Raw genomic sequence first — 13,630 nt, forward strand, 5'->3', positions numbered from 1 at the left:
ACCATGTTACATAACTGCGAAAATGTCAAGGCGGATGCCCTCGATGGCTTGACGTGAGCATCCGTTCTTTAGAAGTCGGTTCTCATTCGTCGACCGAGTTCGGTCCTTAATCAAACGTGCATCCCGAGGTCAACACGTCCGGTGCATCGCCGACGTCGAGTCGCACCTCGGGCACACCGACGGCAGAGGCCAGCCGCGCTCCAAGTTCGCGGAGCATGCCGGCCGAATAGCCGGGCCAAAGTCGGTCCACCGTTCCCTGCTGGGTGACAAGGGCCACATAGGCGGACCGCTCGGCATGATAGGCGTTGACGACTTTCAAATCCGGGTCGGCGATGACGGGGTAGGGGGTGTCATGCTCTCGGGTCCAACGCGCCGCTTCGGGGGATTCGCCGTCGATGATTCCGAGGAACGCGACCCGATCTCCGTAGGCGGTGAAAAGCCGACGGAAGCAAGGGTCGGCCGCCTCGCTGCACGGGCAACCGTCCTTGATGAAAATGAGCACGGTCGGCCGCTCGCGTGCCGCCTCCGGCAAGGAGAGGGCAGGGCGTCCCGCAACCGCGCCGGCGTCGGCCCGCATCCGGGCCGTGACCGGATGTCCGATGCGAGATCGGGTGGCGATCGCGGCCGTGAACGCGGCGGCCGCGGCGACGAGCAACAGGATGGTTGCAACCTTCCTCACGGCGTCCCTCGCCAGGAGAGTCTGTGGATGCGCCGAGGCTCAGGCGACGGCGGTTTCGGGGTCCGCAAGAACCGCGACGGTCGCGACCTGGCCACGGCCGATTTGAAGGACCATCGCGGCGGTGACGAGACAGAGGGCTCCGGAGGTCAGAAAGGCGGGTTGGTAGTCGCCGATCACCGAGCGGATCGTGCCCGCGCCGAAGGTGGCGACGGCCGCCCCCAGTTGGTGCGCCGCGACGATCCAGCCGAACATGATTCCTGAGCGCTCGCGCCCAAAGGCGTCCGCCGTCAGCTTGACGGTCGGGGGCACCGTCGCAATCCAGTCGAGCCCGTAGAGGACCGCGAAGGCGGAAAGCCCCCAGGACGCGTCAGCCAGGCCGAACGGCAGATAGATCAGGGCGAGCCCACGGAGGCCGTAGTACCAGCAGAGCAGAATACGGTTATCATACCGGTCGGAGAGCCAACCCGAGGCCGTCGTCCCCAGCAAGTCGAACAGTCCCATGGCCGCGAGCAGGCCGGCCGCGCGGATCTCGGGGATACCGGCGTCCAGGCAGGCCGAGATCAGGTGGGTGCCAACGAGCCCGTTCGTACTCAGGCCGCAGATGAAAAAGCTGCCGGCCAGCAGCCAGAAGTCGCGGGAACGCAGGCCGTCGCGCAGCGCCCCGACCGCGGCGGCGAACGGTCGGTCAACCTTGGTCGACACGATAGGCGCGTCTGTGGCGGCCCCGAACGGTCGAAGGCCAATGTCCTCGGGGCGATCGCGCATCAAGAGGGCGATCAGCGGCAAGAGGAGCGCCGCGACGCAGGCAACGACCAGGACTGCCGGGCGCCACCCGTACCGCGTGACGGTCGCGGCCAAGGCGGGCAAGAAGACCATCTGGCCGGTGGCCGAGCTTGCCGTCAAAACGCCAAGCACCAGCCCCCTGCGGTCTGCAAACCAGCGGTTGACGACCGTCGCGCCGAGGACCAGGGCCGTCATCCCCGTGCCACCGCCGACGACCACGCCCCAGAGTAGGACGAGCTGCCAGGGGGTCGAAATTCGGGACGAGAGAGCCACCCCCATGGCCACCGCCGCCAGTGATCCGAGCATCGTCCGCCGCACACCAATTTTGTCCATGAGTGCGGCGGCAAACGGCCCGATCAGCCCGTAGAGCAGCAGGTTGACCGAGATCGCCAGCGAAATCGTCGCTCGGCTCCAGCCGAACTCGCGCTCGAGCGGCACAATCAGGACACTCGGCGTCGCCCTGACTCCGGCCGTCGCCAGGAGCGTCAGGAATGTCAGGCCCGCAACGACCCAGGCATAGTGGTATCTCCGCTCACGGATCGGCTTGACCATCGCGTCGTTTCCTGTTCGCTCTCGGCATGGACTCGGGCAGAATGCATTCGACCCGCAAGCTCGTCGAAGCGCACTGAGGTCGGGCGCCGCGTGCTCGAGGTCGATTGACGCGTGGCTTGAGGTTCAGGTTCGCGAGAATCCGGGAAGTCTTCCCCCTCGACGGCGGATATCGAAGGGGGGACGACCACCGATCGCGGTCGGTCGGACGCGATCAATCCGTGAATCGGCGCACGATCAGGGCGGTGTTCTGACCGCCGAATCCGAAGCTATTCGAGAGCACCACATCGACCGGTTGCTCGCGCGCCTCGTGCGGCAGATAGTCGAGGTCGCACTCCGGATCCTTGTTCTCCAGGTTGATCGTCGGAGGCAAGACGCCGTCCCGGATCGCCAGCAGGCAGGCGATCGCTTCGACGGCCCCACCGGCCGAGACGAGGTGGCCCGTCATGCTCTTGGTGCTCGAGATCGGAAGTCGATAGGCGTCATCGCCGAAGACGCGCTTGATCGCCAGGGTCTCGATTGAGTCATTGGAGGGCGTGCTCGTGCCGTGCGCGTTGATGTAGCCGATGTCGGAGGGGTCAATCCCTGCGTCGGTCATTGCGCCGCGCATCGCCGCAATGGCGCCTCGCCCTTGGTCGTGGCTATCGGTCAGGCGAAAGGCGTCGGCCGTCGAGCAGTGCCCGGCCACCTCGCCGTAGATGGTCGCGCCTCGGGCCTTGGCATGCTCCAAGTCCTCGAGCACGAGCATGCCGCCCCCTTCGCCGAGCACGAAGCCGTCGCGGTGACGGTCGAACGGGCGGCTGGCGGTCGCATAATCGTCGTTGCGGGTCGACATCGCCGTGAGCAGGATGAACCCGGTGAGGCCGAGCGGGTGAACCATGCTGTGAGTGCCCCCCGCGAGCATCACGTCGGCGTCACCACGGCGAATCAACTCCGTGGCCTCGCCGATGGCCTGAGCGCTCGCGGCGCATGCGGTCTGGCAGGTCGAGTTCGGCCCTCGCGCATTGAAGACCGCCGCCAGGTACCCGGCCGGTCCTCCATGTTCCTGATCCGCCTCACTGATCAGCTGGAGTCGCTCGATCCCGTAGCTCGTGAACTTGGCCGGATTGAACTGGCCCTCCGCACTCGAGCTGTAGACGAGGTCGACGAATCGGTCAAAGTCCTGCTGTCCTTCTCCGGAGCCAAGGTAGACTCCAAAGCGGGTCGGATCGAACGCAGCATCACTGATCCCGGCGTGAGTCACCGCCATCGTCGCAGCGGCCAACGCGAGTTGCGAGGTCCGGCTGTACTCGACCCACCGGTCGGCATCCGTCCGGTAATCCCCCAGGCGGAACCCTGCGACCTCGCCCGCAATCCGCGTGGCGAACGTCGACGCGTCGAACAGAGTGATCGGTCCAACCCCTCCGCGCCCCTCGCACAGCGAACGCCAGGACGATTCGACATCGCGCCCCACTGGCGTAATCATCCCCATCCCGGTCACTACCACTCGTCGTTGCACGCGTCTCTCCCCAGCAGCCTAACGGCCCTTTTGCTCGCACCTCGGCCTCGAAAGCCGACCCTAACCGGCCCTACCACACCCTACGATCCCGCAAGTCGAGCGTTCCAAGCCCGCAATTGTATGCGATCCGCAACTCGACTCCCCCCCCCAAGGTTTCGGCTTGAACGACCACTCGGAGTGAATCAGAACGCGACAAATAATATGACGACCGTAATTCAAAATCAACGCCCCGCGCGGTTTCGGTGTCGGCGAGTCGACCCGCCCCTGCGGGAGCGGACCTGGCTCGGTCTTCGTTCGGGAGCGGATCTCCCGCACGATCGACGCGGTGGATTCGACCCGACTCATTCATGTCTGTTGTTTTGTTCAGACCTACACTCGTTTCTGGGGCGGAGGCCGACTCAGCCGTTGGTCTCGGTTTGCTTTGATTATCTGATCGGTAACCGCGGTGTTGCAATCGCCGTTGGGTGCCACAGGTTGTACATGATTCAATACGAGAGAAAGACCAAGTCCAACGGCTCAGGGCCAGCACGGTGACACGGGGCAGCACGCGAAGATTCGCTCGAACCGACGATTAGGGCCGCTGAGCGCCCCGGTCAAGTCGCCGATGAAGACGGTTCGCGAGCCAAATACGCTTCACCTTGGCTCGACTGGACTTGACCGACTTGGGGCCATCGGATAGAAGGCGTCTGCCTCCAGGTTTGCACCTCTTCGATCGCCATTCAAAGCATGCAGAACATTTCCTCCGAGCCACTCGCACGAGCCGTTGCGAGCTTGGTCGCGTTGGAATCGCGTTCCACACGGGATGACCGCGAACATAGAGGTGGTTGATGAGCGTGAGGAAGATCGCCTACCTGGCGCCTCTCTACTTCGACGAACAGTGTTATCTGGGAGGCGGCGAACGATACCCTCTGAATCTGGCCAAGGGGGTCGTTGAAAGCTCGGCGGGAAACTATGAGGTCGAGCTGGTTTCGTTCGGGCCCACCTCGTTCCGAAGGGAGATCGCGCCTGGCGTCTCGTTCCGGATCCTGACGGCGGCCGGAAAGCCGGCGCACCCACTGGACATGGTTTCCTGGGAGCTTCCCGAGGCCCTGGCCGACGCCGACCTGGTGCACATTCACCAGGCCTACACGCGCTGTTCCGAGTTGGGCCTGCTCGTCGCCAAGCAGCTCCGCAAGCCGATCTGCGTGACCGACCACGGCGGGACCTCCAGCCCGTTCGTCCAGCACCTGGGCATCCTCGACCTGGCCGACCAGATCATCGCCCAGTCGGACTTCGCCGCGTCCTTCTTTCAGACCTCGACGCCCATCGAGATCATCAAAGGGGGCGTTGATGCGTCACGGTTCACTCCGCCACCGCGGCCAGTCAAACGCGACCGCGTCCTCTTCGTCGGCCGGCTCTTGCCGCACAAGGGGATCGACCAGCTCGTCGCGGCCATGCCGCCCGAGCTTCCTCTGACCGTCTGCGGCCGCCCGTACGACGAAGTGTTCTTCCAACGCCTTCAGGAAGCGGCGGTCGGCAAGCAAATCGAGTTCATCACCGATGCCGATGATGACCGAATCCTCGAGCTTTATCGCAAGGCCTGGGCCAATATCCTGCCCTCGGTCTATGTCGATTGCTACGGCAACATGCATCGCGCCCCCGAGTTGATGGGCTTCTCGATTCTCGAGGCGATGGCCTGCGGGACGCCGGCGATCAGCTCGCGAGTCGCGGCGATGCCCGAGTTCATCCGCGAGGGGGAGACCGGTTTCGTCTTCGACGATCCCGCCGAGCTCGCCGCGCAATTGCGTCGGCTTGCCGCCGACCCCGAACTGGTTGAAACGATGGGCCGGCAGGCCCGGCTCGTCGTCGAGCAGGAGTACGACTACCGGGTCGCAGGCGCCCGGTTGGTCGACGTCTATGAACCCTTGATCGCCCGCGCATGGGAGGTGGCGGCGTGAAGATTCTGGTGATCAGCAACCTCTATCCTCCCGACGCCCTGGGCGGCTACGAAATGGGCTGCCGTCAGGTGGTCGAAAATCTCCGGGCCCGCGGCCACGAGGTGCGCGTCCTGACCACCGCGCCTCGGACGCCGGTGGCCAGCCCTCCTCACGTGCGCCGGACGCTCCGACTGACGGACATGTGGGTCGATTACCACATGTCACGCTGCGCGACGGTGACTCAACTCCTCGACGAATCCGAATCGCATCGAATCAACGCGTTCAATGTTCACGCGTTACTCGCCGAACTCGACGACTTCGAGCCCGACGTCGCCTACGTCTGGATGCTGACCGGGATCGGCGGGCTCGGCCTGATGGCTGCGCTCCACCATCTGCGGGTGCCCTGGGTCTGGCACTTGATGGACGACGTGCCTGCCACGCTCTGTCAGCTCGATAATCGGGTGGTTCCGGCCTTGGCTCGTGAAATCGAACGGCAGTTGCGCGGGCACACGATCGCGTGCAGCCAGCAACTGGTCGATGAGATCGAGCGCAGGGGAATTCGGCTCCAGGGCGAGGTCGAGATCGTGCCCAACTGGGTTGCCGGCCCGATTCCGCCGCTCCGCTCCGAGTTCTACCAGGGCGATCGCCCGTTGCGAATCGTGGCGTCCGCCGCCCATATTGACCGCTGTTACGACAAGGGGATGGACCTGCTCATCAAGGCGGCCGCCACCTTGCGTGACCAGGGTCGTGAAAATTTCTCGCTCGATATCTTCGGACAGGTCAACGACAGCTTCTACGGCGACCTCATCAAGACGAACCACCTCAGCGGGCTCGTGAAACTACGAGGTAGTCTGAAACAGGCCGACCTGATCGCTGCCTATCAAGACTACGACATATTCGCCTTCCCCGCGCGGCTCCGTGAACCGTGTGCCTTTGCCCCGCTCGAGGCCGCCCCGAGCGGTTGCGTCACGGTCATGTCGATCCTCAGCGGCAACAGCGAGTGGCTAGTCCACGGCGTCCATTGCCTCAAGGTGCCCCGAACCAGCGACGGGTTCGCCCACATGTTCGGCGAGATCCTTGATGGACGGGTCGACCTCGAACCGATCGGCCGCCGAGGCGCCCTGGCGGTCCGCCGCGATTTCCACCTGGACAAGCTCTTGCCGAGGATCGAACAGATCCTGACCAAGGCCGCTCGGCAAACTCGTGACGGGGCAGGGACCACCGACGAAGTCTACCGGCTTGCCCTCCTGGCCGAGAAGTTGACGAGCATACTCATCCAAGAACCTTATTGTGCGTAATTGACGACGCACGTGATTGTCCTTTCCCCCTGTTGCATCCCCGCGTTGAACACGGACGGTTCGACCCGGGCGTGCGATCCAAAGGCGACCGCCAAGGCCGATTCGGCGGTGCCCACTCGACTCCAAGGAAGGAGTATTTTCATGCAAGATTTTGCATTCTATAACGCAGGTTCTCACAACCTCAAGGGCCCGCGTGGTCTCGTGGTCATGGCCCGACGCATGATGCGCAGGGTGCTCCGCCCGATCTTCCTCCGGCAAGTGGAAATCTTCCAGTACTTCGCCGACTTGCTGGACAACCACGAGAACCGAGTGTTCGCCTTGCGCATTGATGCGGATGCAATGAAGCGACAGCACCGGGATCTGGCCCACGAATTGGGTCAGCAGAACGAAGCGTTGGCGTTGCGTCAAGATCTGCTGAGCGCGCGGCAGGACGAGTTGGCCGATCAGATCCAGACCACCATGGCCTTCGGGTGGGACTACGTCGCGATGGTCCGTCGCTTGGCCACTCTCGAGGATCAGCTCGCACTCTTGACCGGCTCGACGCTCAGCCCGTCGGACGAAGGGGATGCCCACCCGTCGATCCTCTTCCCCGGCTTGGCGAAAGGAATGAGGAAGCCCGCCAATGATGACGACGACAAGACCATCCGTTCGAAGGTCTGCTAACCTCGAAGTCAGCGATTCAGCCGGGCGGCCCGCCCGGAGTCCTCTGAGCCGGCGGGCCGATGGGGATAAAGCCAGGGCGAAGAATCAATTTTTGTTCAAATTTACGAATCAAAACAAAACTCTCCCCCCAACGGTCACGCCGATGAGGGGAGAGTCGCAAGTTCAACGGCCCGGAGCGGCACTTTTTCGAGTCAGCTCGTCGCCGTCGCCCTTCCTGCCGCCGGTGGGATCAATGCTTACCCATGAGCTCGCCCGCGAGCTCCTCTGCGTGATAGACCGATTTCAGGGCCTCGAAGATCGCCCGCGAGTCGACCGAGATCGCCCGGGCGGACCGATCGTCGAATGCGAAGTCGAGGACGAGTGAGTCGACATTGCCATCGAAGATGAGGCCGACGACCTCGTTGTCGCGGTTGACGACGGGGCTCCCCGAGTTTCCGCCAATGATGTCGGCCGTCGAGACGAAGTTCATCGCGGTCTCAAGGTTCAATCGGCCTTCTTGCTTTGCCTGGTGCCAGCTCGGCGGAATCACGTAGGGCGTCGTATTGCCATGGGCGTCCGCGTGCTTGAAGGCGCCACCGATGGTGGTGTAGGGGGGGATGAACTTGCCCCCGGCCTCGTAGCCCTTCACTGTTCCGAAGGCAAGCCGGAGCGTGAACGTGGCGTCGGGGTAGACCGAGTCGCCCTGGGCTTCGAAGGTCGCCTTGGAGATCCCGGCGTACTGCGCGGAGAGGACGTCCTCGACTTCATCCTCGTATTGAGTCCGGAGCGTACGCGCGTCGGCGTCGATTGCCAGCGCCAGCTTGATCATCGGGTCGTCAAGTTCGAGCAGGGCCTTCAATCCCCCCTTCGCCAGGGCGCGACGCACCGAGACGTCGGCGAGCTTGGTGCCCCCGACCAACTCCTTGGCCACCGCTTCGGGGGTCCGCCCATGGAGGACGCGGGCGACCAATGGGTCGTTCTCCCCCATCCCCTTCTTCCAGAACGCCAACGAGTGAGCGAGCTTGGCCTCCTCGAACTCAGGGTAGATGGGCGCGTCGGAGAAGAGGGCGAGTTGGAGCGACTCGAGCGCCGACTCGCGGTACTCGCGCAGGCGGTCGCCGTTCGGCTTCTCTTGTTCTTGAGCGAGACGAACCAGGGTCCGAGCCACGTGAAAGAGCGCCGAGTCGAAAGCGAATCCACGCTCGAGGAAGTTGAACCGCTTGGCGATCTTGGTCGAGACCTGGTGCGCGGCCGCAATCTTGTCCCAGGCCGATCCGTAGGCCGCCTGAGCCGCGTGATCGGCCTTGATCCGATCACGGAGCGTGACCTCAGCCTCGCGTTTGCGGGCCATCAGCGCCTCGTCCTTCAGGCCTTTGAGACCCCCTTCGCGGGCCTTCCGGGAGTTTTGATAGCCGAAGAGTTCATCCATCGCCTGCCTGGCGTGCTCGGCCCCCTTCTTGCCGTACTCCGCCAGGAACGCCTCGCGGGCGTGGAGGATCTCGAGCGAGAAGGGGAACGAGACGTCTCTGAGGTATTCCAGGTGGGCGACGGTGTTCAACCGGCTCGTCTTGCCCGGGTGCCCCGCGACGAAGATGAGGTCGCCGTCCTTGCTCCCGGCGGCACTCCAACTCAGGTAATGCTTGGGCTGCGCGGGTTTGTCATTCTCGTAGGCGCGGAAGAAGCAGACGTCGAGGTCGTAGCGGGGAAACTCGAAGTTATCCGGGTCGCCGCCGAAGAAGGCGATGTCGAACTCGGGGGCAAAGACGAGGCGAACGTCGGTATACTTCTTATACGTGTATAGCGCGTACTGCCCTCCTTGGTAGAGCGTGACGACATCGCTCCGGAGGCCCGACTTGTCGAGCGACTCCTTCTCGATCGTCGCCATCGCCTTCCGCTTGGCGGTCCCCGCTTCCGAATCACCCATGCCCGGCTTGACCGCGGCCAGGACGCGGTCGGTGACGTCCTGAATCTCCACCAAGACGTTCAGCTCAAGGTCAGGGGCCTTGATCTCGTCGGCTCGCGTTTTCGCCAGAAACCCGGCTTTGTGATAGTTCTTGCCGGCCGTGCTGATCTTCTGCAGCATGTCGGCGCCGACATGGTGGTTGGTCATCACCAGGCCGTCGGCCGAGACGAAGGAGCCCGAGCCTCCGCTATTGAACCGCACGGCCGAGGAGCGGAGTCGCTCAATCCAGGCCGGGGTCGGCGCGAAGTTGTACCGCTGTTTCAACGTCTTCAACGGCAGGTTGTTGAAGACCCACATCCCTTCGTCAGCGACCACGGTCCCTCCCCCACACAAAACAGAGATCACGGACAAGGCCAAGATCTGTTGGCGCGCACTCATCGTTTGATATCCTCAGTGCTAACTCAGTGATCAAGAACGGCGAAATGAGCCCGTGTCAGAGGTCTTCTTCACGGCCCTTGACGCCTTCGCTGACGGCAGGGGACTCGACGCTACGGAGCAACACCCCGATACCGACGAGGAAGAGCACGAGCGTCATGAATGAGAATGCGACGATCGAAGGCCACGGACTTCCGTTCCAGTGAGCGGGCAGGCGAGTCGAGAGATCGAGCAGCTTCGAGGCTTGCGGAATAATCGCCAAGGTCGCGATCAGGATCCCCGCGATTGCGCCCCCCGCGATGTATCCGCTCGAGAGCAGGACCGCCGGGCTCGAGTCCGACTCTTCGGCCGGAGTCCGCTTGATCTTATCAACAACCGCGCGGACGAGGCCACCGACGAAGATCGGCGCCGAAGTCGAAAACGGGAGATAGACCCCGACGGCGAACGCCAAGGCCGGAACACCGGCCAAGTGCATCACAATCGCGATGAAAACGCCGATCAAGACCAAGTTCCAGGGCAGCTTACCGGTCATGATGCCGTCGATGATCAACGCCATCAGGGTCGCCTTGGGCGCATCGTACTTCACGACCTTCGACCCGTCGTCACGGGTATCGACCCGGCCGTTGATCGCCGGATCGATCAGGAAACGAGCCTGTCCCTGGTCGTCTACCAGGTATTTTCCTGGCTGAGCGCCCGGGATCGGGTTGACGACCCGCCAGACGTGGTACGACTGATCTTGATAGGTGGTCGTTTCGGTCAGCGTGGCCACGTCGACCTTGGCCGTCGGCAGGTACTCCGCGCGGCCCGTGGTGACGGTGCTCGCATCATTGAGCAAGAGCAGGGTGAACCCGATCACGACCGCCGAGGTCAACGCGCCCACCAGGATCGAGATCTGCTGCGACCGAGGGGTGGCTCCGACCAGAAAGCCGGTCTTGAGGTCCTGTGAGGTCGTACCGCCGTTCGAGGCCGCGATGCAGACGATCCCGGCGATCGAGAGCGCCGCCAGGCGATAGGACGGGCCCACCCAACCCATCAGGACGAAGATCAGGCAGGTGAGCAGCAGGGTCGCCACGGTCATCCCCGAGATCGGGTTCGAGGACGACCCGATCTCACCGGTCAGGCGGGACGAGACCGTGACGAAGAGGAACCCGAACAGGACGACCATCGCCGCCCCCACGAGTCGCCCCGGGAGATCGGTCGGCATCAGGTGCGTGGAAGCGATCGCGGCCACGAGCGCGATCGAACCGAGCCCGACCATCCAGAGCGGCAAGTCGCGGTCGGTCCGCTGGGCTTGCTCGGCGGCCCCACCTCGTTTCGAGAGCCGGATGTCGCGCAAGCCGGAGCCGATCGATGAGACGATGAGCGGCAGGGCCTGGAACAGGCTGATGATGCCGCCGGTCGCCACGGCCCCGGCCCCGATGTAGAGGATATAGGCGTCGCGGATATCCTTGGGGCTCATCGCGGAGATCAGCTTGGTGCCCGGAAAGATCGGCTCGGTGGCGGCCCCGCCGAAGAAGGCGATCGCCGGGGTTAACACCAACGCGGCCATCATGCCGCCGGCCACCATCACGCAGGCGATCCGGAAGCCGATGATGTAGCCGACCCCCATCAGCACGGGGGACGACTCCAGCGAGACGACCGCCCCCTTGAACCCCTTGATCGCCTTGGCGGGATATTCCTGCCAGATCCGCAGGGATTGCATCAAGACCTGGTAGACGAAGGCGAGCCCAAAGCCGACGAACACCGTCTTGGCGCTGGAGCCGCCTTGCTCGCCGACGATCAGGACCTTGGCGCAGGCGGTCCCCTCGGGAAAGGTCAGTGACCCGTGCTGCTTGACGATAAAGGCGCGGCGGAGCGGGATCATCATCAGGATCCCGAGCAAGCCGCCCAGCGCGGCCACGAGCATGATCCGAACGATATCCAGGTCGTAGCCGAGGATCATCAAAGCGGGCATCGTCACGCCGAGGCCGAATGCGATCGACTCGCCGGCCGACCCCGCGGTCTGGACGATATTGTTCTCGAGGATCGTGGCGGGCCGCGTCCCGAGGATCTTGGAGAAGGCGCGGAAGACCGTGATCGAGAGCACGGCGACCGGAATCGAGGCCGATACGGTCATCCCGACGCGAAGTACGAGATAGAGGGACGACGCCCCGAAGACGATCCCGAGGATCGCGCCGAGCAGAACGGCTGACCAGGTCAGCTCGTCCATCTCGGTATTGGCATGGATGTAGGGCTTGTGGACAGGGTAAGCCGAGCCGAGTCCCTCGCTCGGGGTCTCGGCCGGAGGGGGTGTGTGAACCGACATCTCATCTCCCTCGAAGTACGAAGCATGCGCCTCCCAGGCTGCGACGTCTCCACCTTACAGCGTCGAGCCGAACGTCGCAAAGGGGCTGCGGAGGGAGGTGCATCCTCGCTCGAGGGGGTTACCCAACCGTCTCGGACATGGCGGAAGGCCGCCGGCCCGGCAAGCGGTTCTGCTGGATTTCGGAGAGGCGGTTGACGATTTGGCGAAGGACCTCGAGCGGGGCCAGGCTCGCATCCACTTCGTAGACCGTTTCCGGCGGGTAGAAGCTCAGGGTCTTGAACGTCTCCTCATAATAGGTGTTGAGCCGCCGCTTGATGACCTCCTCGTTCATGTCGTCGAGCCGATTCTCGCGCAAGGCGCGGGCCTTGAGTCGCTCGCTCGCCTTGACCGTATCGTTGATCACGAGGTGGAAGATCTGGACCACGTCGAGGATGTGGTCGAGTCGCTCGGCCTGCAAGTAGTTCCGCGGCAGCCCATCGAGAATCAGGGTGTGCTGGTCGGGCAGCAGCAGCTCCTGCATTTCGAGGATCTGGACGTGTCGCTCCCAGATTTTGACCGTCAGATCGTCGGGAACGAGCGCTCCGCTCGATGTGAAGTGGGCGATCTGCTGACCGTAGTGGCCGTACTTCGGGATCTTACGAAACACATCCCCCATCGAAACGTGGACGAGGTCGGGCAACTGGCCGAGGACCGACCCTTGGGTCCCTTTACCGCTTCCAGGCATCCCGAACAGCAGAATCGTCCGATACTTGTGGGAGTCGGCCATCGCAAGTCCTCGACAAGACGTATGGGGGGATGGATCACCAGGAGCAGTGGCAACCATCATGGGGGGGGGCGTTCCGATCGACAACCCGAACTCTCGAGAATTCCACAACTTACCCACTCCCTCCATGATCCGAACTCTTGACCCACGGAGCAAGCCGTTGCCGGAAAGCCGCATTCTTCTCCTCCGCCACGCCGAGACATCGGCCCCCGACTGTTTTCACGGCGCCGAGTCCGACATCGCCCTGGGCGACCGAGGACGCACCCAGGCCGCGACCGTGGCCCTCGACCTCGCCACGATCGAACCGGTCGCCGTCTATTCGTCCGGGATGCTCCGCGCCCGCGAGACTGCCGCACCCATCGCGAGGGCGTGCCGGCTTGTGCCTCAGGTGATCGAAACCCTTCATGAACGGCGGATGGGCCCGCTCAGCGGTCAGCCCAAGGCTGAAGGCTGGTCGACCTATCAGCAGGCGATGACCCACTGGATGGCCGGTGACCTCGACTACACCCACGAAGGTGGAGAATCGTTCGCGGCCATGGCGGCTCGAACGATTCCCCCGTTCGAGGCCCTCGCCGATCGGCATCGCGGTCAAACGATCGTGGTCGTGGCCCACGGTGTGGTGATCCGGGTCTTGCTCTGCAGCCTGGTGGACCAACTGAAGTTGACCGATTTCGCGGCAGTCCCCATCGAGTTCGTCGCGGTGAATGACCTGCGATGGGACGGAACCCACTGGTCCGCCGTCGAGTTCGATCGGAAATCGGCTGAGAATCATTCGCCCGCGTCGACCTGAACCGCCTGGAGATCAAACACCTGGCATAATCTTGCCAGGTTCCCACCCAACGGGAAGCAATCAGCACCA

At 63.6% G+C, this 13,630-nt stretch carries 10 protein-coding genes; 4 read left to right on the top strand and 6 right to left on the bottom strand.

Annotated features, from left to right (window positions below; translation table 11 throughout):
* Window positions 1-106 precede the first annotated feature (106 nt).
* From BUS42_RS36645 to BUS42_RS36655, 3 genes are all read right to left on the bottom strand, one after another.
* Window positions 107-679: a peroxiredoxin family protein gene (locus BUS42_RS36645; protein WP_254054055.1), complete on the bottom strand. Its 573-nt coding sequence runs from the start codon at window positions 677-679 to the stop codon at window positions 107-109.
* 39 nt (window positions 680-718) lie between these two features.
* Window positions 719-2,014, bottom strand: coding sequence for an MFS transporter (locus BUS42_RS36650; RefSeq protein WP_074316034.1), 1,296 nt, complete (start codon window positions 2,012-2,014; stop codon window positions 719-721).
* Window positions 2,015-2,225: 211 nt separating this feature from the next.
* Complete coding sequence (locus BUS42_RS36655; protein ID WP_074316035.1) at window positions 2,226-3,509, bottom strand: beta-ketoacyl-[acyl-carrier-protein] synthase family protein; 1,284 nt, start codon at window positions 3,507-3,509, stop codon at window positions 2,226-2,228.
* A gap of 827 nt (window positions 3,510-4,336) precedes the next feature.
* Between BUS42_RS36655 and BUS42_RS36660 the strand changes: the two genes are divergently transcribed.
* The 3 genes from BUS42_RS36660 to BUS42_RS36670 all read left to right on the top strand — a co-directional run bounded on the left by BUS42_RS36660 (window position 4,337) and on the right by BUS42_RS36670 (window position 7,386).
* Window positions 4,337-5,446 carry a glycosyltransferase family 4 protein gene (locus BUS42_RS36660; protein ID WP_074316037.1) on the top strand — a complete coding sequence of 370 codons (1,110 nt, stop codon included), beginning with the start codon at window positions 4,337-4,339 and terminating at the stop codon, window positions 5,444-5,446.
* Entirely contained in the window at window positions 5,443-6,723 is a 1,281-nt protein-coding gene (locus tag BUS42_RS36665) for a glycosyltransferase family 4 protein (protein WP_074317476.1), read from the top strand. The genes BUS42_RS36660 and BUS42_RS36665 overlap by 4 nt, the downstream gene beginning before the upstream one ends.
* A 141-nt stretch (window positions 6,724-6,864) precedes the next feature.
* Complete coding sequence (locus tag BUS42_RS36670) at window positions 6,865-7,386, top strand: hypothetical protein (RefSeq protein WP_074317478.1); 522 nt, start codon at window positions 6,865-6,867, stop codon at window positions 7,384-7,386.
* Between the two features lie 229 nt (window positions 7,387-7,615).
* Here BUS42_RS36670 and BUS42_RS36675 read toward each other — a convergent pair whose 3' ends face one another.
* The 3 genes from BUS42_RS36675 to BUS42_RS36685 form a co-directional block, all read right to left on the bottom strand.
* On the bottom strand, window positions 7,616-9,706 hold the full coding sequence (locus tag BUS42_RS36675; RefSeq protein WP_074316039.1) for a S46 family peptidase: 2,091 nt from the start codon (window positions 9,704-9,706) through the stop codon (window positions 7,616-7,618).
* A 55-nt stretch (window positions 9,707-9,761) separates the two neighbouring features.
* A complete protein-coding gene (locus BUS42_RS36680) occupies window positions 9,762-12,008 on the bottom strand; it encodes an OPT family oligopeptide transporter (RefSeq protein WP_074316040.1) in 2,247 nt (748 codons plus the stop codon).
* Between the two features lie 118 nt (window positions 12,009-12,126).
* A complete protein-coding gene (locus BUS42_RS36685; protein ID WP_074316042.1) occupies window positions 12,127-12,774 on the bottom strand; it encodes an adenylate kinase family protein in 648 nt (215 codons plus the stop codon).
* Window positions 12,775-12,931: 157 nt separating this feature from the next.
* Here BUS42_RS36685 and BUS42_RS36690 point away from each other — a divergent pair, with 157 nt between their 5' ends.
* Window positions 12,932-13,561 (top strand): histidine phosphatase family protein, encoded by a 630-nt coding sequence (locus BUS42_RS36690; RefSeq protein ID WP_254054056.1) that lies wholly within the window; start codon window positions 12,932-12,934, stop codon window positions 13,559-13,561.
* Window positions 13,562-13,630: the final 69 nt, after the last annotated feature.

Source organism: Singulisphaera sp. GP187 (assembly GCF_900129635.1).
In the GTDB taxonomy this organism is placed as follows: domain Bacteria; phylum Planctomycetota; class Planctomycetia; order Isosphaerales; family Isosphaeraceae; genus Singulisphaera.

Coding starts and splice junctions, on each gene's coding strand:
- BUS42_RS36650 (WP_074316034.1), bottom strand. CDS start 2,014: ATGGTCAAGCCGATCCGTGAGCGGAGATACCACTATGCCTGGGTCGTT.
- BUS42_RS36660 (WP_074316037.1), top strand. CDS start 4,337: ATGAGCGTGAGGAAGATCGCCTACCTGGCGCCTCTCTACTTCGACGAA.
- BUS42_RS36670 (WP_074317478.1), top strand. CDS start 6,865: ATGCAAGATTTTGCATTCTATAACGCAGGTTCTCACAACCTCAAGGGC.
- BUS42_RS36675 (WP_074316039.1), bottom strand. CDS start 9,706: ATGAGTGCGCGCCAACAGATCTTGGCCTTGTCCGTGATCTCTGTTTTG.
- BUS42_RS36680 (WP_074316040.1), bottom strand. CDS start 12,008: ATGTCGGTTCACACACCCCCTCCGGCCGAGACCCCGAGCGAGGGACTC.
- BUS42_RS36685 (WP_074316042.1), bottom strand. CDS start 12,774: ATGGCCGACTCCCACAAGTATCGGACGATTCTGCTGTTCGGGATGCCT.